General features: G+C 70.4%; 18 protein-coding genes. 9 read left to right on the forward strand and 9 right to left on the reverse strand.

All coding sequences use genetic code 11. The annotated features are described in order from the left end of the window. Positions 1-2: 2 nt before the first annotated feature. The 4 genes from CF8_RS10995 to CF8_RS11010 form a co-directional block, all read right to left on the reverse strand. On the reverse strand, positions 3-1,268 hold the full coding sequence (locus CF8_RS10995) for a dihydroorotase (RefSeq protein ID WP_010833196.1): 1,266 nt from the start codon (positions 1,266-1,268) through the stop codon (positions 3-5). Continuing rightward, a complete protein-coding gene (locus CF8_RS11000) occupies positions 1,268-2,194 on the reverse strand; it encodes an aspartate carbamoyltransferase catalytic subunit (RefSeq protein ID WP_010833197.1) in 927 nt (308 codons plus the stop codon). The genes CF8_RS10995 and CF8_RS11000 overlap by 1 nt, the downstream gene beginning before the upstream one ends. Further along, positions 2,191-2,733, reverse strand: coding sequence for a bifunctional pyr operon transcriptional regulator/uracil phosphoribosyltransferase PyrR (gene pyrR / locus CF8_RS11005; protein WP_010833198.1), 543 nt, complete (start codon positions 2,731-2,733; stop codon positions 2,191-2,193). The genes CF8_RS11000 and pyrR overlap by 4 nt, the downstream gene beginning before the upstream one ends. Before the next feature lie 181 nt (positions 2,734-2,914). Further along, the gene (locus tag CF8_RS11010) at positions 2,915-4,195 is read right to left on the reverse strand and encodes an acetyl-CoA C-acetyltransferase (protein WP_010833199.1); all 1,281 of its coding nucleotides are present in this window, start codon (positions 4,193-4,195) and stop codon (positions 2,915-2,917) included. A gap of 216 nt (positions 4,196-4,411) precedes the next feature. Between CF8_RS11010 and CF8_RS11015 the strand changes: the two genes are divergently transcribed. Both CF8_RS11015 and CF8_RS11020 read left to right on the forward strand, forming a co-directional pair. Further along, the gene (locus tag CF8_RS11015; protein WP_010833200.1) at positions 4,412-5,746 is read left to right on the forward strand and encodes a 3-oxoacyl-ACP reductase; all 1,335 of its coding nucleotides are present in this window, start codon (positions 4,412-4,414) and stop codon (positions 5,744-5,746) included. Beyond that, positions 5,746-6,624, forward strand: coding sequence for a MaoC family dehydratase (locus CF8_RS11020; RefSeq protein WP_010833201.1), 879 nt, complete (start codon positions 5,746-5,748; stop codon positions 6,622-6,624). The genes CF8_RS11015 and CF8_RS11020 overlap by 1 nt, the downstream gene beginning before the upstream one ends. Positions 6,625-6,645: 21 nt before the next feature. Here the strand turns inward: CF8_RS11020 and CF8_RS20930 are convergent, their stop codons facing one another. The 3 genes from CF8_RS20930 to CF8_RS11035 all read right to left on the reverse strand — a co-directional run bounded on the left by CF8_RS20930 (position 6,646) and on the right by CF8_RS11035 (position 9,837). Continuing rightward, the gene (locus CF8_RS20930) at positions 6,646-7,869 is read right to left on the reverse strand and encodes a peptidoglycan DD-metalloendopeptidase family protein (protein ID WP_010833202.1); all 1,224 of its coding nucleotides are present in this window, start codon (positions 7,867-7,869) and stop codon (positions 6,646-6,648) included. A gap of 160 nt (positions 7,870-8,029) precedes the next feature. Further along, positions 8,030-8,902: an acyl-CoA thioesterase gene (locus tag CF8_RS11030; RefSeq protein WP_010833203.1), complete on the reverse strand. Its 873-nt coding sequence runs from the start codon at positions 8,900-8,902 to the stop codon at positions 8,030-8,032. Further along, complete coding sequence (locus CF8_RS11035) at positions 8,902-9,837, reverse strand: PAC2 family protein (protein ID WP_010833204.1); 936 nt, start codon at positions 9,835-9,837, stop codon at positions 8,902-8,904. Before CF8_RS11035 ends, CF8_RS11030 begins: the two co-directional genes overlap by 1 nt. Positions 9,838-9,962: 125 nt before the next feature. Between CF8_RS11035 and CF8_RS11040 the strand changes: the two genes are divergently transcribed. The 7 genes from CF8_RS11040 (at position 9,963) to CF8_RS11065 (ending at position 18,738) form a co-directional block, all read left to right on the forward strand. Then, complete coding sequence (locus tag CF8_RS11040; protein WP_036490767.1) at positions 9,963-11,174, forward strand: thiolase family protein; 1,212 nt, start codon at positions 9,963-9,965, stop codon at positions 11,172-11,174. Beyond that, entirely contained in the window at positions 11,171-13,252 is a 2,082-nt protein-coding gene (locus CF8_RS11045; RefSeq protein ID WP_010833206.1) for a 3-hydroxyacyl-CoA dehydrogenase NAD-binding domain-containing protein, read from the forward strand. Before CF8_RS11040 ends, CF8_RS11045 begins: the two co-directional genes overlap by 4 nt. 174 nt (positions 13,253-13,426) lie before the next feature. Further along, positions 13,427-15,163, forward strand: a complete 1,737-nt coding sequence (locus CF8_RS11050; protein ID WP_010833207.1) for a PxKF domain-containing protein — start codon at positions 13,427-13,429, stop codon at positions 15,161-15,163. Between the two features lie 145 nt (positions 15,164-15,308). Further along, positions 15,309-16,856 (forward strand): sodium-dependent transporter, encoded by a 1,548-nt coding sequence (locus tag CF8_RS11055; RefSeq protein ID WP_036490769.1) that lies wholly within the window; start codon positions 15,309-15,311, stop codon positions 16,854-16,856. Next, entirely contained in the window at positions 16,856-16,984 is a 129-nt protein-coding gene (locus tag CF8_RS21550) for a methionine/alanine import family NSS transporter small subunit (RefSeq protein WP_084622852.1), read from the forward strand. Before CF8_RS11055 ends, CF8_RS21550 begins: the two co-directional genes overlap by 1 nt. 96 nt (positions 16,985-17,080) lie before the next feature. Continuing rightward, the gene (locus CF8_RS11060) at positions 17,081-17,626 is read left to right on the forward strand and encodes a SigE family RNA polymerase sigma factor (RefSeq protein WP_084623087.1); all 546 of its coding nucleotides are present in this window, start codon (positions 17,081-17,083) and stop codon (positions 17,624-17,626) included. Further along, positions 17,623-18,738, forward strand: coding sequence for a hypothetical protein (locus tag CF8_RS11065; RefSeq protein ID WP_010833210.1), 1,116 nt, complete (start codon positions 17,623-17,625; stop codon positions 18,736-18,738). The genes CF8_RS11060 and CF8_RS11065 overlap by 4 nt, the downstream gene beginning before the upstream one ends. A 17-nt stretch (positions 18,739-18,755) precedes the next feature. On the opposite strand, the gene CF8_RS11070 is transcribed toward CF8_RS11065, so the two are convergent. Together CF8_RS11070 and dxs are read right to left on the reverse strand one after the other, a co-directional pair. Further along, a complete protein-coding gene (locus CF8_RS11070) occupies positions 18,756-20,027 on the reverse strand; it encodes a hypothetical protein (protein ID WP_010833211.1) in 1,272 nt (423 codons plus the stop codon). Continuing rightward, positions 20,008-21,912 (reverse strand): 1-deoxy-D-xylulose-5-phosphate synthase, encoded by a 1,905-nt coding sequence (dxs, locus tag CF8_RS11075; RefSeq protein WP_010833212.1) that lies wholly within the window; start codon positions 21,910-21,912, stop codon positions 20,008-20,010. Before dxs ends, CF8_RS11070 begins: the two co-directional genes overlap by 20 nt. Positions 21,913-21,923: the final 11 nt, after the last annotated feature.

Here is a 21,923-nt window from a genome sequence, read left to right on the forward strand (position 1 = left end):
TCTCAGGGCAGGAGGCCGTCGCGCACGGTGAACCGCCCGCCGTACACCGTGTGCACCACTCGGGAGGTCAGCGACCGGCCGTGCCAGGGGTTGTTGCGCGACAGCGACACCGAGTCGGCCCGGTCGACGACCACCGAGGCAGCCGGGTCGACGAGCACGAGGTGCGCCGGCGTGCCGACGTCCAGCGAGCCGTGGTCCGACAGACCGGCGATGCGCGCGGGGTTGGTCGACATCACCCTGGCGACGTCCGCCCAGGCCAGGTCGGGCAGCGCCGTGCGGACGACGGCGAGGGCCGTCTCCAGGCCGAGCATCCCGAAGGCCGCGTCGACGAACGCGTGCTCCTTGTCGTGGCGGGCGTGCGGGGCGTGGTCGGTCGCGACGGCGTCGATCGTGCCGTCGGCGAGCGCGACCCGGAGGGCCTCGACGTCCTCGGCCGGGCGCAGCGGCGGGTTGACCTTGTAGGTCGGGTCGTAGCCCTCGAGGAGATCGGTGGTGAGGATCAGGTGGTGCGGGGTGACCTCGGCGGTCACGTCGATGCCCTGGGCCTTCGCCCAGCGCAGCACCTCGACCGAGCCGGCCGTCGACACGTGCGCGACGTGCACGCGCGAACCCGTGTGCCGGGCCAGCATCACGTCGCGGGCGACGATGACCTCCTCGGCGATGCCCGGCCAGCCGGGCAGGCCGAGCCGTCCGGAGATCTCGCCCTCGTGGCAGCACGCGGCCGGTCCGGCCAGCGTCGGGTCCTGGGCGTGCTGGGAGACGACGCCGCCGAATGCCTTGACGTATTCCAGCGCCCGGCGCATCACCCGCGCGTCGTGCACGCACTTGCCGTCGTCGGAGAAGACCCGCACCCGCGCCCGCGAGCGCGCCATCAGCCCGAGCTCGGCGAGCTCCTCGCCAGCCAGGCCCTTGGTGACGGCACCGACGGGTTGTACGTCGACCAGGCCGGCCTCGCGACCGAGGTCGAACACCCGCAGGGCCGCCTCGGCAGTGTCGGTCACCGGTGACGTGTTGGCCATGGCCAGCACCGCGGTGAAGCCACCCATCGCCGCGGCCCGCGACCCGGTGAGGATCGTCTCGGCGTCCTCCCGGCCCGGCTCGCGCAGGTGGGTGTGCAGGTCGACCAGCCCCGGCAGGGCGACGAGACCTGACGCGTCGACCGTCTCGGCACCCGTGGGCGCCTCGGCGACGAAGCGACCCGCGTCGTCGACGTACAGATCCTGGGTCTTCTCGCCCAGCACCGATGCGCCGGTGATGATCAGGGCCATCAGGACTCCTCTCCAGCAAGCAGGTGGTAGAGCACGGCCATCCGCACCGCGAGGCCGCTCGAGACCTGCTCGAGCACGGCCGACTGGGCGGCGTCGGCGGCGTCGGCGGCGATCTCGAGGCCGCGGTTCATCGGGCCGGGGTGGCAGATCGGGGCATCGGGCTTGAGCAGCCGGAGGCGGTCGCGGGTGAGGCCGTAGCCGACGGTGTACTCCCGCGCGGACGGGAAGTAGCCGCCCGACATCCGCTCCTTCTGGACGCGCAGCATCATCACCGCGTCGGCGTCGGGCAGCACGTCGTCGATGTCGTAGGACGTCGCGAAGCCGGCCTCCTTGGACCACGGGCCGATGCCGCTCGGCATCAGCGTGGGCGGGGCCACGACGGTGACGTGGGCGCCCAGCTTGGTCAGGCACAAGACGTTGGAGCGGAACACCCGGCTGTGGGTGAGGTCGCCGATGATCGCGACGTGCTTGCCCTCGAGCGTGCCGAGGCGCCGCTGCAGGGTGTAGGCGTCAAGCAGTGCCTGGGTCGGGTGCTCGTGCATGCCGTCGCCGGCGTTGATGACGACGGCGTCGACCCACTCCGAGACCTGCTGGGCCGCTCCGGAGGCGGGGTGGCGGATCACGAGGCCGTCGACGCCCATCGCGCAGACGGTGAGCACGGTGTCGCGCAGCGACTCGCCCTTGGAGGCGGACGACCCCTTGGCGGAGATGTTGATGACGTCGGCCGAGAGCCACTTGCCGGCGATCTCGAACGACGAGCGGGTGCGCGTCGAGTCCTCGAAGAACATGTTGATGACCGTGCGACCGCGCAGCGCCGGGAGCTTCTTGACCTCGCGCTTCTGCACGTCGTGCATGTCGGCGGCGGTCTCGAAGATCTCCTGGATCTGGGCCGGGGAGACGTCGTTGATCGAGAGCAGGTGCTTCACGAGATGGTCACCTCGTCGAGCTCGTCGGACTCGGACAGCCGGACGCTCACGCGCTCGGAGCGGGCACTGGGCAGGTTCTTGCCGACGTGGTCGGCGCGGATCGGCAGCTCGCGGTGGCCGCGGTCCACGAGCACCGCGAGGCGTACGGCGCTGGGTCGGCCCAGGTCGGCCAGCGCGTCGAGCGCGGCGCGGATCGTGCGACCGGAGAACAGCACGTCGTCGACCAGCACGACGACCTTGTCGTCGATGCCGCCGGCCGGGAGCACGGTCTTGTGGGCCCGGCGGGTGGGCTGCTTGCGCAGGTCGTCGCGATACATCGTGACGTCGAGCTCGCCGACGGCGACCGCGGCACCCTCGACGGACTGGATGCGATCGGCGATCCGGTGGGCGAGCGGGACGCCGCGGGTGTGCAGGCCGAGGAGGACGAGGTCGTCGGCGCCCTTGTTGCGCTCGAGGATCTCGTGGGCGATGCGGGTGAGCGCCCGGGCGATGTCACCGGGGTCGAGCACGATGCGAGGGTCGGGCAGGTGGGTCACCATGGCCGTTGACCTCCTTCTCCGCCTCACGGGACGGCTCATTAAAGGATGTCGATCGCGCCGACCCTATCAACGGCTGGACCTCGTGGGCGAGTCGGAACGTTCTGGGGTGTTGCAACACACGAGAACGTTCGGTTCCCCCGCAGATGCGGGGGAACCGAACGTTCCAGAGGTTTTCCGGCCGTCAGCGCTCGAGGATCGCGACGACGCCCTGGCCGCCGGCGGCGCAGATCGAGATCAGGGCGCGGCCCTTGCCCTTCTGGTCCAGCAGCTTGGCGGCGACGGGGACGATGCGCCCACCGGTCGCGGCGAACGGGTGGGCCGCGGCGAGCGAGGAGCCGTTGACGTTGAGCTTGGTGCGGTCGATCTCACCCAGCGGGGCGTCGAGGCCGAGGCGCTCCTTGCAGAACACCGGGTCGGCCCAGGCCTTGAGGGTCGAGAGCACGACCGAGGCGAAAGCCTCGTGGATCTCGTAGTAGTCGAAGTCCTGGAGCGTCAGGCCCTCGCGCTGCAGCATCTCCGCCACCGCGTAGGCCGGCGCCATCAGCAGGCCCTCGTTGCCGGTGACGTAGTCGACGGCGGCGTACTGGTAGGCCGAGACGTAGGCCAGCACGGGCAGGCCGCGCTCCTTGGCCCACTCCTCCGAGGCGAGCAGCACCGTGGAGGCGCCATCGCTCAGCGGGGTGGAGTTGCCGGCGGTCATGGTGGCCGCCTCGCCCTTGCCGAAGACCGGCTTGAGCTTGGCGAGCTTTTCGACGGTGGAGTCGGGACGCATGTTGGCGTCGCGCTCGACACCGCGGAACGGCGTCACGAGGTCGTCGTGGAAGCCCTCGTCCCACGACCGGCCGAGGTTCTGGTGGGAGGCGGCCGCGAGCTCGTCCTGCGCCTCGCGGGTGATGCCCCACTCGAGGGTGGTGAGGGCCTGGTGCTCGCCCATCGACAGGCCGGTGCGAGGCTCGTTGTTGCTGGGCGGGAGGACGCCGATGTCGCCGGGACGCACCGAGGACAGGACCTTGAGCTTGCCCTTGGTGTCCTTCTGCTGGTTGACCTTGATCAGCTTCTTGCGCAGCCGCTCGCTGATGGCGATCGGGGCGTCCGAGGTGGTGTCGGAACCGCCGGCGATGCCGACCTCGATCTGGCCGAGGGCGATCAGGTTGGCGATGTGGGTGACGGCGGCGAGGCCGGTGCCACAGGCGATCTGCATGTCGATGGCCGGGGTCAGCGGGCTGAGCTTGGAGCCCAGGACGACCTCGCGGGTCAGGTTGAAGTCGCGGCTGTGCTTGATCACCGCACCCGCGGCCACCATGCCGAGCTGCTCGCCCTGCAGCCCGAAGCGCTCGACCAGGCCGTCGAGGGCGGCGGTCAGCATCTCCTGGTTGGAGGCGTCGCCGTAGACGGTGTTGGACCGGGCGAACGGGATCCGGTTGCCGCCGATGATGGCGACGCGGCGGGTCTTGGCCTGCATGTGTGCTCCTGTGTGTGAAGACCGGTGCGGGAGGTGAGAAATCGCTGCTGCGCGGCAGATGGTGCCAGTGCGCGCTCCTATCCTTGCTCGTAACACCCCTGCAGGGAATGCAATGAGCGCCACATCACGAAATGTGGACACCGAGTTACACCAATTGTTACAACTTCTCTGCACCCCGTCTCTTCGTCACTTGACTCCCCGGAGGATCAGTACCCCATGAGCGACCGTTACCAGGGCTTCGTCTCCTCTCCCATCGGCAAGCTGCTGGTGAAGAACCTCGGCCTCCCGAGCCCCACGCGCCTCGAGCGGTACGCCGCTGGCGAGCCGCTCGTCCAGGGCACCGTCGTCCTCGGTGGCGCCGGCCGGCTGAGCGCCCAGCTGCCCACCCTGCTCGACGGGCTCGGCATCGCGTCGACCTCGACCACGGCGGAGGGCGAGACCTACAAGGGGCTCGTCTTCGACGCCACCGGCATCACCGACGCCGCGGGCCTGATCGCCCTCCAGGAGTTCTTCACCCCGCTGCTGCGTCGCCTCGACACGTGCCCGCGGGTCGTCGTCCTCGGCACCACGCCGGAGTCGGTCAAGGGCTCCGAGCGGGTCGCCCAGCGCGCCCTCGAGGGCTTCACCCGCTCGCTGGGCAAGGAGCTGGGCAAGGGCGGCACCGTCCAGCTCGTCTACGTCACCGAGGGTGCGGACGACGCCGTCGCCTCGACGCTCGGCTTCTTCCTCTCCCCCAAGTCGGCCTACGTCTCCGGCCAGGTCGTGCGCATCGGCGCCCACCAGGAGAAGAAGGCCGAGCCGGTCGCCGACTGGACCCGCCCGCTCGAGGGCAAGATCGCCCTCGTGACCGGCGCGAGCCGCGGCATCGGCGAGCAGATCGCCCGGGTGCTGCACCGCGACGGTGCGAAGGTCGTCGGCGTCGACGTACCCCAGGCCGCCAGCGAGCTGCAGGCGCTGATGCGCGAGCTCGACGGTGACTTCCTCACCCTCGACATCACCGCCAAGGACGCGCCGCAGCGCATCGCGCACCACCTCTCGACCGAGCACGGCGGCGTCGACATCGTCGTGCACAACGCCGGCATCACCCGCGACAAGAAGCTCGCCAACATGGCCGAGGACCGCTGGTCCAGCGTCATCGGCGTCAACCTCACCGCGCCGGAGAAGATCACCCGCGTCCTGCTGGACGAGAAGGTCGTCAACGACAACGGCCGCATCATCGGTGTCGCCTCGATCGCCGGCATCGCCGGCAACGTCGGCCAGACCAACTACGCCGCGTCCAAGGCCGGTGTCATCGGCTTCGTCGACTCGCTCGCCGACGACCTCGGCCGTGGCATCACGATCAACGCCGTGGCGCCGGGCTTCATCATCACCGCCATGACCGCGGCAGTGCCGTTCGCGACGCGCGAGGTCGGTCAGCGCCTCAACGCGCTCAGCCAGGGCGGCCTGCCGGTCGACGTGGCCGAGGCCATCGCGTGGTTCGCCTCCCCCGGCTCGACGGCCGTCAACGGCAACGTCGTGCGCGTCTGCGGCCAGATGATGCTGGGCGCCTGATGGAGACCAAGCACCTCTCCGGCCAGCCCGGCGGGCTCAGCACCCTGCTGCGGGCAGCCCTGCCTGTCGTGCCGGGCGTCAACCAGCTGCCCGGGGTCAAGAAGGCGTCCGCCCAGGGCTTCGCCGGCCTGTCCTACGACCGCACGGGCGTCGTGGCCAGCCGGTCGGACGTCGATGCGTACGCCGCCGTGTGCGGCTTCCCGCGCAAGGACACCGTCCCCCTCCCATACCCGCACATGCTGGCCTTCCCGCTGCACATGGCGATCATGAGCGACCCGGCGTTCCCCTACCCCGCGATCGGGATGGTGCACCTGGAGAACTCCATCACCGCCCGGCGGGCGATCGCGGTCGGTGAGGTCCTCGACCTGACCACGAGCGTGGCGGCGCCGCGGGCGCACGCCAAGGGTGCGCTGCTCGACTTCGTGACCACCGTGACCAGCGGCGGCGAGGTCGTGTGGGAGTCCACCTCGACCTACCTCCGCCGCGGCGGCAAGCCCGAGGGCGAGCCCGACGCCGGTCTGGTGATCGCCGACGCGCCCACCGGCGGGCTGCAGTGGCGGCTGCCGGCCGACCTGGGCCGGTCCTACGCGAGCGTGTCGGGTGACCACAACCCGATCCACCTCTACCCGCTGACCGCCAAGGCGCTGGGCTTCCCGCGCCAGATCGCCCACGGCATGTGGACCAAGGCCCGCAGCATCGCCGCGATCGAGAACCGGTTGCCGGACGCCGTGACCGTCGAGGTGGCGTTCAAGAAGCCGGTGTTCCTGCCGGGCACGGTGGCGTTCGCCGAGCGCTCGCACGACGGGGAACACACCTTCGCGCTGACCAACCCGAAGGACGGCTCGCCGCACCTCGTCGGGCGCGCCACTCCCGCCTGAGACCGGCGGCCTGCCCCGGGGTCAGCCCCGGGGCAGGCCGAAGCGGACCGTGGTCACCTGCGACCTCGAGGCGACGGGAGCGGCTGAGAAGTCCACGCGCGCCTGGGTGAAGGTCGCGGTGGCGGGCGTCCACACGCCGATGTCGGTGACCCCGTCGCCGTCCCAGTCCCCCGCCACCGGCAGGTCCCCGGGCGCGCCGAGCGGCAGCTGGCTGATGAGCACCTGCCCGCCCGCGTCCACGCGCCGCAGCGTGAACGTGGCGCTCGTCTTGTCGAAGACACCGAGGTCCGTCACTCCGTCGCCGTCCCAGTCGCCGGTGACCGGCAGGTCGTCGGCGTCGCCGAGGAGCACCGTGGCCGTCGTGCCGTCGTCGAGGCGCTGGTGGAACGCGCCGGCGGACGCACGGTGGACGCCGACCTGGTCGGTGCCGTTGCCGTCCCAGTCGCCGGCGATCGCGCGGTCGGTGGCGACGCCGTACTTCACCTTCGTGACCCCGGCCGGCGTCTGGAGCAGGAACTTCCTCCGCTTCTGGCGCCACAGGCCCAGGTTGACGGCGCCGTCGCCGTCCCAGTCGCCGACGACAGGCTCGTCGGTGGCCTTGCCGAACAACAGCACCCGGGCGCCGGCCGGGTCGTTGACCACGAACGACGACCGCTTGCCGCGGCGGAAGACCGCGACCTCGGCGATCGCGTCACCCGTGAAGTCGGCCGCGATCGGCACATCTACGCAGTTGTAGGACGTGAGGTCGCCGTAGACGTAGGGCACGCCGGCGAACGATGCCGCGATCACGGACTTCGCGGACCGCTCCTCGAAGTGCAGGTGGGCGCCGCGCGAGTTGCCGGTGTTGCCGACGGTGCCGATGACGGCCCCCTGGTCGACGTACTGCCCCAGCGCGACCGTCACTGCCTGCAGGTGGCCGTAGACGGAGCTCTCGCCGTTCTGGTGGTCGATGACGACGTGGTGGCCGTAGCCCCGGGTGCCCGTCGCGTCTGCCTTCGTGACGATGCCGGCCGCCGAGGCGACGACGGTGTCGCCCTCGTCCGCCGACCGGTTCCAGTCGATCGAGCGCACGGACGGCGAGTGGCTGCTGCGCGTGGAGCCGGTCCAGGTCTCGCCGCACGGGAACGGCATCTGGTGTGGCGTGAGTGGTACGGCGTGGGCGACCGAGCTCGTGAACAGGGTGAGCGTCAGGCCGGCCAGGGCGGCGGCGGACACGCCGGGCAGGCGTCGAGCAAGGGTCTTCACGGCGCGGTCGGGTCTCTCTGCTCATCGCGGACAGGGATGTGGGACCGCACCGGGGAAGGAGTCACAGACGCCACACAAGTGCTCACACGTAACCACGCCGAGGGCGTGTCTGTCTGCGAAATGCCGCGATTTCCCGGCAGGTACTGCTACAAGTCCGCGACTATCCGCGCTCGGCCGGGTCGACGACCCGGATCAGCCCCTCCTGGGCCACCGTGGCCACGAGCGTGCCGTCCTGGGTGAACACCCGGGCCGTGGCCAGCCCACGCCCGCCGCGTGCCATCGGCGAGACCTGGTCGTAGAGCCACCACTCGTCGGCGCGGAAGGGCTGGTGGAACCAGATGGCGTGGTCCAGCGATGCCGCCTGCATGCGCGAGGAGTTGATGTGGATGCCGTGGGGGGTGAGGGCGGCGCCCAGCAGCGTCAGGTCGGTGGCATAGGTGAAGGCGCCCAGGTGCAGCACCGGGTCGTCGTCGAGCCGGCCGGCCGTGCGCAGCCACAGCTGGGCCCGCGCCGGGTGGTCGGGGTCGTGCGGCAGGCCCATCGCGCTGGTGCCGACGTAGCGGACGTCGAGCGCAGCCCACTCGCGCTCCCACTCCTCGACCGACTCGGGGCTGTGCTTCCGCGCGATGTCGGTCATCGAGACGCCCATCTCGGGCGGGGGCACGTCAGGCATCCGGTCCTGGTGCTCGAGCCCGTCCTCGGGGACCTGGAAGTTGGCGGTCATGAAGTAGATCGGCCGCCCGTGCTGGCGCGCCATCACCCGCCGGGTCACGAAGGAGCGACCGTCGCGGATGCGCTCCACGTCGTAGATGATCGGGACGGCCGTGTCGCCCGGCCGCAGGAAGTAGGAGTGCATGGAGTGCATGACCATGCGGTCCTCGACCGAGCGGGTCGCGGCAGCGACGGCCTGGGCCGCCACCTGGCCACCGAAGACGCGCTGTCGCGACGTATCCGCCTGACGCCCGCGGAAGAGGTCGACGTCGAGGTCCTCGAGCTGGAGCAGGTCGACGAGCTCGGTCACCGAGCCCGGCATCAGCTCTCCTGCCCGTCGTCGTCGCGCTTGTCAAGGCCCGCGAGGAACTGCTCGAACTGCCGGCCGAGGTCCTCGCCGGTCGGCATCGGCTCGTCGGCGGCCAGCAGCGACGACCCGGCTGCCTCGGCGTCGCGGAACGCGTCGTACTGCTGCTCGAGGCCGTGCACGACGTTGCCCACCTCGTCGTGGCTCTCGAGGTAGTTCGCGATCTCGGCCTCGGTGGTCTCGGCGGCGGCACGCACCTCCGTGAGGTCGATGGTGAGCCGCCCGCCGATCTCGAGGTGCTCCAGGAGCACGACGGCGGCCTGCGGGTATTCCATCTGCGCGAGGTAGTGGGGAATGTGGGCGACGTAGCCCATCGCGGCGTGCCCCCACTCGCCGAGCCGGATCTCCAGCAGCGCCTGGGCGCTCGCCGGCACCCGCAGCTCGCCGCTCCACGGGCTCGGCCCGGTGACGAGCTCCGGCTGGTTGGCGTGCGGCGTGATCGCGATCGGGCGCGTGTGGGGCACGGCCATCGGGACGGCGCCGAGGCTCACCACGCGGCGTACGTCGAAGCGCTCGACGACCTCCCGCACCGCCCGCGCGAAGGCCTCCCACCTGATGTCCGGCTCGGGGCCTCGCAGCAGCAGGAAGGGGGTGCCACCGGTGTCGCGCAGCGCCCGGACGACCAGCCGGGGCGCCTCGTAGTCGGCGTAGTGGTCGCGCACGAAGGACACGGGCGGACGCCGGGCGCGGTAGTCGTGCAGGGAGTCGACGTCGAAGGTGGCGACGACGCGTCCCTCCCCCAGCGCCTCGAGGTGCTGGGCCGCCAGCTCGGCGGACTTGCCGGCGTCGAGGAAGCCGGACAGCACGACCACGAGGGTGAGCTCGGAGGCGTCATCGAGGACATGACCGGAGTCGTCGACGATGTGCACCAGGCGCGTGGGTTCTGACATGGGCCCAGCCTAGTGAGGGGCCCCGCGTGACCGGTCACACAGGCGGTGGGCTGACGAACGTTGTTACTCAAGGGTAACCTTCCTGCGTCCCCTCGTCCTCCCCGTCGTTCCACTCAGGAGATCACGTGTCCCGTCAGTTGCGAGAGGTCGTCTTCGTAGACGGCGTGCGCACCCCATTCGGCAAGGCCAAGGGCCAGTACGCCGAGACCCGCGCCGACGACCTCGTCATCAAGTGCATCAGCGAGCTCATCCGCCGCAACCCGTCGCTCCCGCCCGAGCGGATCGACGAGGTCGCCATCGCCGCCACCACGCAGATCGGCGACCAGGGCCTGACCATCGGCCGCACGGCGGGCATGCTCGCCGGCCTGCCGATCAGCGTCCCCGGCTTCGCCATCGACCGCATGTGCGCCGGCGCGCTCACGGCCGTGACGACCACCGCCGGCGGCATCGCCTTCGGTTCCTACGACGTCGTCATCGCCGGCGGTGTCGAGCACATGGGCCGTCACCCGATGGGTGAGGGCGTCGACCCCAACCCGCGCATCATCTCCGAGAAGATCGTGGACCCCGAGGCGCTCGCCATGGGCAACACCGCGGAGAACCTCCACGACCGCTACCCGGCGATCACCAAGGAGCGCGCTGACGCCTACGCCGTCGCCTCGCAGGCCAAGGCCGCCGCGGCGTACGCCGCCGGGCTGATCCAGCCGGACCTCGTCCCCGTCGCCACCCGTTCCGCCGACGAGGGCTGGGGCCTCGCCACCACCGACGAGCCGATGCGCCCGCAGACGACCATGGAGTCGCTGGCGACCCTGAAGACCCCGTTCCGCTCGCACGGTCGCGTGACCGCGGGCAACGCGGCCGGCATCAACGACGGCGCCACCGCCTGCATCCTGGCAGCGGAGGACGTCGCCACCGAGCTCGGACTCGAGCCCAAGATGCGACTGGTCTCCTACTCCTTCGTCGGAGTCGAGGCCGAGTTCATGGGTGCCGGCCCGATCCCGGCGACCGAGAAGGCGCTGCGCCTGGCCGGTCTGGGCATCGACGACATCGACGGCTTCGAGATCAACGAGGCCTTCGCGGTCCAGGTGCTCTCCCTCCTCGATCACTACGGCATCGCCGACGACGACGCGCGCGTCAACCCGTTCGGCGGCGCCATCGCCTTCGGCCACCCGCTGGCCTCGTCCGGCGTGCGACTGATGCTGCAGCTGTCTCGCCAGTTCGAGCAGGACCCGAGCAAGCGCTACGGCATCACGACCATGTGCGTCGGGCTCGGCATGGGCGGCACCATCGTCTGGGAGAACCCGAACTGGAACGGCAACACCGAAGGGAAGACCAAGTGAGCGACGTCATCACGCGCGCCGAGGCGCTCGTCACCGAGGCCGAGGTCATCACCCAGGCCAAGCTCCGCAAGGTCACCCTGCCGGGTGCCGCGGGGGTCATGGGCCTGATCACGCTCGACAACGGCCACGACCACACGAAGCCGAACACGTTCGGCCCGGGATCCCTGGTCGAGCTCGACAAGGCGATCGACGCGGCCCTCGCCGACGACGAGATCACGTCGCTGGGCGTCACCGGCAAGCCGTTCATCCTCGCCGCCGGCGCCGACCTGACCGCGCTGCGCTCGGCCGGTTCGCCGGACGCGATCCGCACGATCGCCGAGCTCGGGCACTTCGTCTTCGGCAAGCTCGCGGACGGCGGCAAGCCGTCGTTCGGCTTCATCAACGGGCTCGCCCTCGGCGGTGGCTTCGAGGTCGCCCTCAACTGCACCTACCGCACGGTGCTCGAGTCCATCCCGGCCGCCGGGCTCCCCGAGGTCATGCTCGGGCTGGTCCCCGGCTGGGGCGGCGCCTGGCTCGTCCCCAACCTCGTCGGAGCCGGCACGGCCGTCAAGGTCGCCCTGGAGAACCCGCTCAACCAGGGCAAGGTGCTCAAGGGCCAGGAGGTCTTCGACCTCGGCCTCGCCGACGCGATCTTCGGTGGCGCCGACTACCTCGAGCAGTCGCTGCTCTGGGCGTCGCGCGTGCTCACCGGTGACGTCACGGTCGAGCGCACCGAGGTCGACCGCGGCCAGGCCTGGGACGACGCCGTCGCCTGGGGTCGTGCCGTCGCCGAGGGCAAGACCGGTGGCAAGTCCGTCGCCGCGACCCGCCTGCTCGACCTGATCGCTGCCGCGAAGACCAACACCAAGGCCGAGGGCTTCGCGCTCGAGGACCAGGCGCTGGTCGACCTGGCCGCGTCGCCGGAGCTCGACGCGAGCCTGTACTCGTTCGACCTGACCCAGAAGCGCGCCAAGCGTCCGGCCGGTGCACCCGACCGCAGCCTGGCCCGCAAGGTCACCAAGGTCGGCATCATCGGCGCCGGTCTGATGGCCTCGCAGTTCGCACTGCTCTTCGTCCGTCGCCTCAAGGTGCCCGTGGTCCTCACCGACCTCGACCAGGAGCGTGCGGACAAGGGCGTCGCCTACGTCCACGGCGAGATCGACAAGCTCGTCGCCAAGGGCCGCCTGACCACGGATGGCGCCAACCGCCTCAAGGCGCTCGTCACCGCCGAGGTCGACTACGCCCAGGCCTTCTCGGACGCCGACTTCATCATCGAGGCCGTGTTCGAGGAGATGGGCGTCAAGAAGACCGTCTTCGCCAACGCGGAGAAGGTCGCCCCCGAGCACGCTGTCTTCGCGACCAACACCTCCTCGCTCTCCATCACCGAGATGGCCTCCGACCTGGAGCACCCGGAGCGAGTGGTGGGCTTCCACTTCTTCAACCCGGTCGCGATCATGCCCCTGGTCGAGATCGTCAAGGGCGAGACCACCTCCGACGAGGCGCTCGCGACCGCGTTCGCCACGTCCAAGGGCCTGGGCAAGACCTCGATCCTCGTGAAGGACTCGCCGTCCTTCATCGTGAACCGCCTGCTGGGCCGCTTCATGGGCGAGGTCGCCAGGATCGCCGACGAGGGCACCCCGGTGCCCGAGGTCGACAAGGCCTTCGCCGGTCTGTCGCCGATGCCGCCGTTCGTGCTGCTCGGCCTGGTCGGTCCGGCCATCGCGCTGCACAACAACGAGACGCTCAACCGGGCGTTCCCCGACCGCATGTACGTCTCGGAGAACCTGCAGAAGGTCGTCGAGGCCAAGATCGGTTCGTGGTACGCCGCCGACGGGACCGTGGCCCCGGAGGTCGAGGCGCTCGTCGTCCCGGCCGCCAACCCGGTGGTCAGGTCCGTCGACGAGATCCGCACCGCGGTCCTCGAGGCACTGGCCGACGAGATCCGCCGGATGCTCGACGAGGGCGTCGCGCTGGCGCCCGAGGACATCGACCTCGCGATGATCATGGGCGCGGGGTTCCAGTTCTGGAACGGTGGCATCACCAAGCTGCTCGACCGCGAGGGAGTCTCGGAGAAGGTCAACGGCAAGCGCTTCCACTGATCGCTGACCCGCCAGTCCCCGGTCCAGACCGCTTCCAGCGGCGGGCCGGGGACTGGCCATTTCTGACCATGCCCGGCTGACCGCTCGGGGGTGCCGCGCGGACGCGACTTCTCCTAGCCTCGAAGAGGTCGAGGCCACCGTGGTCCCTCTCGGACGACTCCCCGGGAGAAGATCATGGCCCTATCGCTCCACAGCCGACTGCTCATCACCGCCGCCCTCGTCACTGTCGCGGCCACGTCCGGCGGGGCGGCCTACGCCGACCAGGTCGCCAACAACCTCGACGGCTCGGTGGACGCCGCCGCCGAGGTGATGCCGCTCAACGTCGGCGCCGACGGCAGCACCGTGCTGCGGGTCCTGACCGCCAACGGGGACGGCAAGAACGGGTGCAACCTCACCGGGGCGACGATCGCCACGTTCAGCGTGCAGTCCTCCGCGACCGACGTGGCGACGGTGACGCCCGGCACGGTGACGTTCGACTCCTGCGAGCGGACAGTGGTGCTCACCGTCACCGCGCACAGCGTCGGCTCGAGCGCCATCACGCTCACCCAGACGGCCAACACCACGAGCGGCAGCTTCGAGGTGGACCCCGCCTCCTTCACCGTCAACGTCGCCCCGCCGGCCAACACCGCGCCGGGCGTCGAGGTCACCGGCATCGACCGGTCGTCCTACGAGCTGGGCCTCGACACGCTGCCGACGCCCGGTTGCGCGGCCACCGACGCGGAGGACGGTCCCAGCTCCCCCGAGCCGACGGTCCTGGACACCCGTGACGCGCTCGGCCTCGGCACGGTCAGCGTGAGCTGCGCCTACACCGACGAGGGAGGGCTCTCCGCCGTCTCCTCACAGTCGTACACCGTTGTCGACACCATCGCGCCGGTGATCGAGCTCGTCTCCGTCACCCCGGCGGCCGGTGCCCATGGCTGGCACGGCTCCCCCGTCACCGCGACCTGGAGCTGCTCCGACGCCGGCTCCGGCGTCGAGGCGGCCGAGGTCTCGGCCACGACCGTGGGCGAGGGCGGCGACCTGGAGCTCACCGACACCTGCACCGACCGCGCGGGACACTCCACCAGCGACACCGTCGAGGACCTCCGTGTCGACCTGACCGATCCGGTCATCACGATCGGGCGCAGTCCCGCTGCCAACGCCGCCGGTTGGAACAACGTCGACGTCACCGTCGCCTGGGCCTGCGCCGACACGCTCTCGGGAACCACCGACCCGGGAGGCTCCGCCGTCCTCGGTGAGGGTGCCGATCAGTCCGTCACCGCCACTTGCACCGACCTGGCCGGCAACAGCGCCACCGACGAGGTCACCGACGTCGACGTCGACCAGACCGCGCCCGAGGTCTCGTGGACCAGCCCGATCGCGGACGGTTCGTCGTACTACTTCGGCAGCGTCCCGGACTCACCGACCTGCTCGGCCACCGACCTCCTGTCGGGCCTCGACGGAGCCTGCGCCGTCGGTGGCCACGCCACCACGGTGGGGACCCACACGGTGACGGCCCGCGCCAGCGACGTCGCCGGCAACACGTCGCAACTGTCGAGCAGCTACACGGTCATGGCGTGGACGCTGAACGGCTACGACAAGCCGGTCGACGGGGTCGGTGTCTGGAACACCGTGAAGAACGGTTCCACCGTGCCGCTCAAGTTCGAGGCCCTCATGGGCAGCGCCGAGATCACCGACGTGACCACGCTCGGTGCGCAGTTCACGGTCAAGGGGGTCGCGTGCCCGGGCGCCGGAGCAGTGACCGAGGACGTGGAGCTGACGACCACCGGCGGCACGACCTTCCGCTACGACTGGTCGGGTGGGCAGTTCGTCCAGAACTGGCAGACCCCGAAGAAGGCCGGGGCCTGCTACCAGGTGATCACCACGACCGCCGACGGCTCCAGCCTCTCGGCCCTGTTCAAGCTGAAGTAGGGCTCGCATCCGTGGGGGCAGCGGGGGTGCAGGGGCGTGCGGCCGAAGGGTCGGACGCCCCTGTCGCACATCGCCTGCCTCTCCGGGTCGGCTGCCCGCGCCCGTCTCTGGCATGCTGAATGCCCCGTCGTCGGCAGGAGGCACCATGAGCGCAACCATCGAACACTCCGAGGAGCACCGGGGGGCGTTCAGCTCCCGCAAGGTGTTCATCCTCGCCGCGATCGGCTCAGCCGTCGGGCTCGGCAACATCTGGCGCTTTCCCTACGTCGCCTACGAGAACGGTGGCGGGGCGTTCATCATCCCCTACCTCGTCGCCCTGCTCACTGCAGGTCTGCCGTTCCTGCTGCTCGACTACGGCCTCGGTCATCGCTACCGCGGCTCCGCACCCCTCGCCTTCCGCCGAGCCCATCGCTCGGCCGAGGGCCTCGGCTGGTGGCAGGTCGCGATCTGCTTCGTCATCGCCGTCTACTACGCCGCCGTCATCGCCTGGGCCGCTCGCTACGCATTCTTCTCGATCGACAAGGCCTGGGGCGACGACCCGGAGGGGTTCCTCTTCGGCTCCTACCTCCAGGCGGGCGACCCCGGGATCGGGTTCGACTTCGTCAGCGGAGTGACAGTGCCGCTGGTGCTCGTCTGGGTGGCGGTCCTCGCCATCATGGCGCTCGGAGTGCAGAAGGGCATCGGCGCCACCTCGGTGGTGTTCATCCCGGTGCTATTCATCGCCTTCATCGCCCTCGTGGTGGTGGCCCTGACGCTCGAAGGTGCCTCGACCGGCCTCGACGCGCTGTTCACGCCCGACTGGGGAGCCCTGGGTGAGACGAGCGTGTGGATCGCGGCCTTCGGCCAGATCTTCTTCTCGCTCTCCGTCGGTTTCGGCATCATGATCACCTACGCGTCCTACGTCGGACGTCGCAGCGACATGACCGGGTCCGGTCTGGTGGTGGGCTTCGCCAACTCGGGCTTCGAGCTGCTCGCCGGCATCGGCGTCTTCGCTGCGCTCGGCTTCATGGCCACCGCGGCCGGCACCACCGTCGACCAGGTGGCGACCGACGGCCTCGGACTCGCCTTCATCGCGTTCCCGGCGATCATCAACGAGGCGCCCGCAGGAGCGCTGATCGGCGTCCTGTTCTTCGGGTCCCTGGTCGTGGCCGGGGTGACCTCGCTGGTGAGCGTGATCGAGGTCGTGATCTCCGCGGTGCGTGACAAGTTCGAGATGTCGCGGGTCGGCGCCTCCATGGCCGTCGGCATTCCGGCGGCGCTGATCAGCATCACGCTGCTGGGCACCACCACCGGCGTCTACGTCCTCGACATCGTCGACCACTTCATCAACCGCTTCGGCATCCTGGTGGTCGCGGTGGCGAGCATGATCGCGCTGTCGTGGGTGTTCAAGAAGACCGGCCTCCTGCGCGAGCACCTCAACCGCGACGGATCGGTGCGGGTCGGCACGTGGTGGCAGTGGCTGATCGGGCTCATCGCTCCGGCCGCGCTGACCTTCATCCTGGTGAACGAGTTCATCAACAACCTCCAGAAGCCCTATGGGGACTACCCGACCTGGATGCTCAACACACTCGGATGGGGGCTGGCTGTCGCGGTGGTGATCTTCGGCTTCCTGGCCGCACGCATGCCGTGGCGCGACACCACCTTCCTCGGTGATCCCGAGATCCAGGCACGAGAAGACGAGAGGAGCTCCTGATGTCCGCTTCCGCCATCATCATGATGCTGGTCGCGATGACCATCCTGTGGGGAGGTCTCGCTGTCGCGATCTGGAACATCAACCGCCACCCCGGCGAGGAACCCGAGGTCGTCCACCGCGACCTCTGAACCGGCCGGCTGCACGAGCGAACCTTTCGAGTGGCCGGGATCGTCATGTCGGGTGAGAGCAACACCCACACGTCACGACGAACCAGGAGCAGCACCATGGCACGACGCGATCCGGCGGACTTCGCCGAGTTCGTCGCTGCGCGGTCGTCGGCCCTGCACCGCGCGGCATACCTCATGGTGGGCGAGCGACAGCTCGCCCAGGACCTCCTCCAGGAGGCCCTGACCAAGACGTATGTCGCGTGGCCGCGGCTGCGCGATCCCAGCAAGGCCGAGGCCTACACCCGCAGGGTCATCACCACGACCGCCATCACGTGGTACAGGCGCAAGTCCTGGCAGGGCGAGCGCCCGGCCGAGACGCTGCCGGACACGGTCTCGGCGGGCCATGACGACGTCGTCACCCAGCGGGAGTGGCTCTGGGCAGCCCTCCAGGAGCTGCCTCCCCGCCAGCGCGCAGCGATCGTGCTGCGCTTCTACGAAGACCTCACCGAGGCCCAGACCGCCGCTGCGATGGACTGCGCCGTCGGCACCGTGAAGAGCCAGGTGTCCGCTGGCCTCACCAAGCTGCGCGCCCAGCTCGGCGACCGGTTCGGCGAGCACGCCACGGACCTCCTCCCCGCCAACCTGATGACGGTGACCCCATGACAGAGCTGCTGAAGGACATGATGAACGAGCGTGCCGACGCCCTCGGCGCCCCGGACCTCGACGTGCTGGGCATGGTGCGCGAGGGCAACCGGCGCGTGGCGCGCCGGCGCACCGCGGTGCTCGGTGCCGGTGCAGCTGCGGCCGTCGTCGCGGCGATCGCCGTACCCACCCTGCTGCCGGAGGCCGAACAGCGCGCGCAGGAGCCGTCCTTCGCGTCCGTCTTCACCGCCGGCGAGCCGTCCTACGCCGTCGGCTCGCAGGTGTACGTCGACGGCCGCACCTTCGACGTCGGCCGCCCGGTGCATGCCTACGTGCAGACCACGGTCGGGGTCGTCTTCAGCGACCGGTCCGGCACCGTGTGGGCCAGCGACGGCACCGAGACCGTCGAGATCGGCACGACCGACGCGAAGCGCGCACACCTCGAGGCCGACGACTCACGCGCCGCGTGGACCGAGTACGTCGACGGCACCGCGCCGCAGTACACCGTCTACGACCAGGCGAGCGGCGAGGTCGAGCGCAGCGTGTTCCAGACCGGCAACGACGGTCCCACGGAGTACGACGACGCCCTGCTCGCCGTCGACGGCGACGACGTCTACGTCCGCGACAGCCGCGGCATCGTCCGCTGGAACGTCGAGACCGGCGACCAGACGTCGCTCGGTCGGCCCCTCGGAGCGGAGGTCGAGGACGTGAAGTCGGGCGTGATCGCCTATGCGATCCCGAACACCGACGACGCGGTCGGCGGCACGGTCATCCACTTCGGTCGGGACTTCGACACGGCCGTCGCGAGCGGGCTGCGCGACACCGAGGTGCTCGCGCTCTCCCCTGACGGCACCACCGCGGTCGGCGAGCCCACGCCCGACACGCCGGCGCTGGCCGACACGGCCACCGGCGAGGTGACGGCGATCGAGAACCCCGGCTACGAGTACTTCACCGGCTTCGGCTGGGTCGACGACGACACCTATGTCGGGATCGGGCTCGGCAACCCGTGGGTGAGCACCCCGGCCGACCTGCTCGAGTGCGAGGTCGGTGGCGCGTGCAGTGTCACCGGCTCGGCGATCGGGACGCTCGACGCCGGCCTGGTCGTCCCCCTCGGCGTGCCGATGGAGGACTGAGCCGCACCAGCCAGGCGTCAGCCGTAGGTCGCCAGGATCCGTTTGGCCGCCTCGCGGGCCAGCTGCCCCGACCCCATCTGCAACGTCTGCTGCAGCTCGTCGGCCTGGTCGGTGGGGCTGGCCACGGCGAGCTCGTCGAGCAGGCGCCACAGCATCGCCTCGCCGTACATCTCGACGATCGCCTCGCACGCCCACCAGGAGAGGCCGTAGTGGGCGGCCTGGTCCTCGTCGTTGTAGTCGAGGTCGGCGGGCAGGTCCTCGACCCCGGCCGCGGCCGCGTCGATGGCGGCCTGGCTGATCAGGCGCTGGTCCTCGGGCAGGGGCTGGACCGACACCCACTCGGCGATGCCTTCGCCCAGCCAAGTCGGGACGTCGTCGTCGAGGCTGCCGAGCGCGACGTGGGTGAGCTCGTGGCGGATCAGCCGCGCGAGCTGCTGGGCGTTGCTGTCGAGCATCCGCGGATGCAGCAGGAAGCGGGTGCCCGCCAGGGGGTCGCCGTCCTCCCCGTCGAGCCGGACCGGCACCGGGAACGAGACGGCGTCGAGCGCGTCCGGGTCCTGCGCCGGGAGGTTGTCGAGGCCGGCCAGCAGGTCGGTGTCGGACAGGGCGTAGACCACGACGTGGCCGTCCCAGTCGTAGGGCACGACCTGGGACACCTGCCCGATCCCCACCTCGACGGCGTTGATGACGTCGCGGGCCCGGACGACGCTCCGGGCATCGAAGATCCCCAGCACCCCGCCGCCGGAGACGACCGAGATGGCGCGGCTGTCCCAGGGCTGGACGTCGACGCCGTTGCGCTGCTCCCAGGAGCGGTCGCGGTCGCTGGCGATGCGCAGCCCGTCGTCCTCGGGGTCGAGGGTGAAGTGGAACCGTGCGGGACGCACGACCGGCAGCGCGTCATAGCCCTCGAGCTGGAGCTCCATCTCGACCACGGCGTCGAAGCCACCGGCCGTGCGCACCATCGAACTCTCGTCGACGCTGTAGGTCAGCTGGGCGATGGGAAGCTGGGCGAGGTTGTCGAAGTAGACCCGCTCCCGGTCGACGAACTTCACCTGGGAGCGGTCGATGGTCGCCAGGAAGGTCCGCAGGTTTCGCTTCTTCAGGGCCCGGGCGCGCTGCCGCAGGACCTGCTCCATGAGGGGCACGACGTCGGCGGTGGTCTGCCCCTCGGCCGATGACTCCGGTGACAGGTCCTCGGTGCAGCCGCTCAACGCAGGAGCGAGCAGCAGCACCAGCGCGACCAGCGCGGCTGCGCGCCGGACCCACGCGTCAGGCCGGGTGGTCGACATCGTGCAGGGCCCGACCGTCGGCGACGGCTGTGACGTCCTCGACGATCTCGCGCGCGATGGTCTGCGCGTCGAGGCCGACGCGGCTCAAGATGACGTCGCGCTTGGCGTGGTCGAGGAACTCCTGGGGAATCCCGTGCAGGCGGAACGGCGTGGTGACCCGGGCATCGTTGAGGGTCTGCAGCAGCACAGCTCCGCAGCCGCCGACCCGGCCGTTGTCCTCGATGCTCACGACGAGGGCGTGCTGGCGGGCCAGGTCGACGATCGCGGGGTCGACCGGCTTGACCCAGCGCGGGTCGAGCACCGTCACGCCGATGCCCTGGGCAGTGAGTCGCTCCGCCACGTCGAGCGCGACGGTGCACATCGAGCCCACCGCGACGATCAGCACGTCCTGCTCGCCGCTGCGCACCAGCACGTCGGCCGCGCCCGCCTTGGCGATGGCCGGGATGTCGGCCGGCGGCGGGCCCTTGGGGAAGCGCACCACGGTCGGGGCATCGTCGACCTCGACCGCCTCGTCGAGGAGCTCGCCGAGGCGGGTCACGTCGCGGGGAGCGGCCAGCCGCAGGCTCGGCACGACCTGCAGGATCGACATGTCCCACATGCCGTTGTGGCTGGCTCCGTCGTCGCCGGTCACGCCGGAGCGGTCGAGGACGAAGGTGACGCCGCACTTGTGCAGTGCGACGTCCATCAGCACCTGGTCGAAGGCGCGGTTGAGGAAGGTCGCATAGACGGCGAAGACCGGGTGCAGCCCGCCCATCGCAAGCCCGGCGGCCGACGTGGTGGCGTGCTGCTCGGCGATCCCGACGTCGAAGGTGCGCTCGGGGAACTTCACCGCGAAGGTGTCGAGGCCGACCGGGTGCATCATCGCGGCGGTGATCGCCACGACGTCCTCACGTCGCTCGCCGATCTCGACGATCTTGTCTGAGAAGTGGTCGGTCCAGATTCGGCCCTTCGGCTTCTCCGCGCCCGTCTGGACGTCGAAGGGACCGGGCCCGTGGAACTGGTCGGCCTCGTGCCGCTCGGCCGGGTCGTAGCCGTAGCCCTTGCGGGTGATCGCGTGCACGATGACCGGTCCGCCGAAGCGCTTGGCGTGCGTGAGCGCCTGCTCCATCGCGTCCCGGTCGTGCCCGTCGACGGGCCCGACGTACTTCAGCCCGAGGTCCTCGAAGAGACCCTGCGGGGCGAGCGCGTCCTTCATGCCCTTCTTGACCGCGTGCAGGGCGTCGTACGCCGCGTGGCCGACGCCCGGAACGGCGTTGAGGCGCTTCTTCACGAGGTCGAGGACCTGCTCGTAGCGAGGGTTGGTGCGCAGCGTGGTGAGCGCAGTCGCGAGGCCCCCGATGGTCGGGGTGTAGGAGCGCTCGTTGTCGTTGACGACGATGACGAGCTTCGAGTCGCGGGCGATCGCGATGTTGTTCAGGGCCTCCCAGGCCATGCCGCCGGTCAGCGCGCCGTCGCCGATCACGGCCACGACGTGCCTGTTCTCGCCCCTGACGCGGTAGGCCTTCGCCAGCCCGTCGGCGTACGACAGAGAGGTCGAGGCGTGGGAGTTCTCCACGATGTCGTGCTCGGACTCGGCCTGGCACGGGTAGCCGCTGACGCCGCCCTCCTGGCGGAGCTTCTCGAAGCCGGCCTTGCGGCCGGTGAGCAGCTTGTGGACATAGGCCTGGTGACCGGTGTCGAACACGACGCGGTCACGTGGGGAGTCGAAGACCCGGTGGATGGCCATCGTCAGCTCGACGACGCCGAGGTTGGGCCCTAGGTGGCCGCCGGTGCGCGCAACGGTCGAGATGAGGAAGTCGCGGATCTCACCGGCCAGCGCGTCCAGCTCGGCGGCCGAGAGGGAGCGCAGGTCCTGCGGCGACGTGATCGACTCGAGATGACCCATGTCGCGGAGTC

The sequence above is a fragment of the Nocardioides sp. CF8 genome, assembly GCF_000389985.1.
Taxonomy (GTDB): domain Bacteria; phylum Actinomycetota; class Actinomycetes; order Propionibacteriales; family Nocardioidaceae; genus Nocardioides; species Nocardioides allogilvus.

Coding starts and splice junctions, on each gene's coding strand:
- CF8_RS10995 (WP_010833196.1), bottom strand. CDS start 1,268: ATGGCCCTGATCATCACCGGCGCATCGGTGCTGGGCGAGAAGACCCAG.
- pyrR (WP_010833198.1), bottom strand. CDS start 2,733: ATGGTGACCCACCTGCCCGACCCTCGCATCGTGCTCGACCCCGGTGAC.
- CF8_RS11010 (WP_010833199.1), bottom strand. CDS start 4,195: ATGCAGGCCAAGACCCGCCGCGTCGCCATCATCGGCGGCAACCGGATC.
- CF8_RS11015 (WP_010833200.1), top strand. CDS start 4,412: ATGAGCGACCGTTACCAGGGCTTCGTCTCCTCTCCCATCGGCAAGCTG.
- CF8_RS11020 (WP_010833201.1), top strand. CDS start 5,746: ATGGAGACCAAGCACCTCTCCGGCCAGCCCGGCGGGCTCAGCACCCTG.
- CF8_RS11030 (WP_010833203.1), bottom strand. CDS start 8,902: ATGCCGGGCTCGGTGACCGAGCTCGTCGACCTGCTCCAGCTCGAGGAC.
- CF8_RS11035 (WP_010833204.1), bottom strand. CDS start 9,837: ATGTCAGAACCCACGCGCCTGGTGCACATCGTCGACGACTCCGGTCAT.
- CF8_RS11050 (WP_010833207.1), top strand. CDS start 13,427: ATGGCCCTATCGCTCCACAGCCGACTGCTCATCACCGCCGCCCTCGTC.
- CF8_RS11055 (WP_036490769.1), top strand. CDS start 15,309: ATGAGCGCAACCATCGAACACTCCGAGGAGCACCGGGGGGCGTTCAGC.
- CF8_RS21550 (WP_084622852.1), top strand. CDS start 16,856: ATGTCCGCTTCCGCCATCATCATGATGCTGGTCGCGATGACCATCCTG.
- CF8_RS11060 (WP_084623087.1), top strand. CDS start 17,081: ATGGCACGACGCGATCCGGCGGACTTCGCCGAGTTCGTCGCTGCGCGG.
- CF8_RS11065 (WP_010833210.1), top strand. CDS start 17,623: ATGACAGAGCTGCTGAAGGACATGATGAACGAGCGTGCCGACGCCCTC.
- CF8_RS11070 (WP_010833211.1), bottom strand. CDS start 20,027: ATGTCGACCACCCGGCCTGACGCGTGGGTCCGGCGCGCAGCCGCGCTG.
- dxs (WP_010833212.1), bottom strand. CDS start 21,912: ATGGGTCATCTCGAGTCGATCACGTCGCCGCAGGACCTGCGCTCCCTC.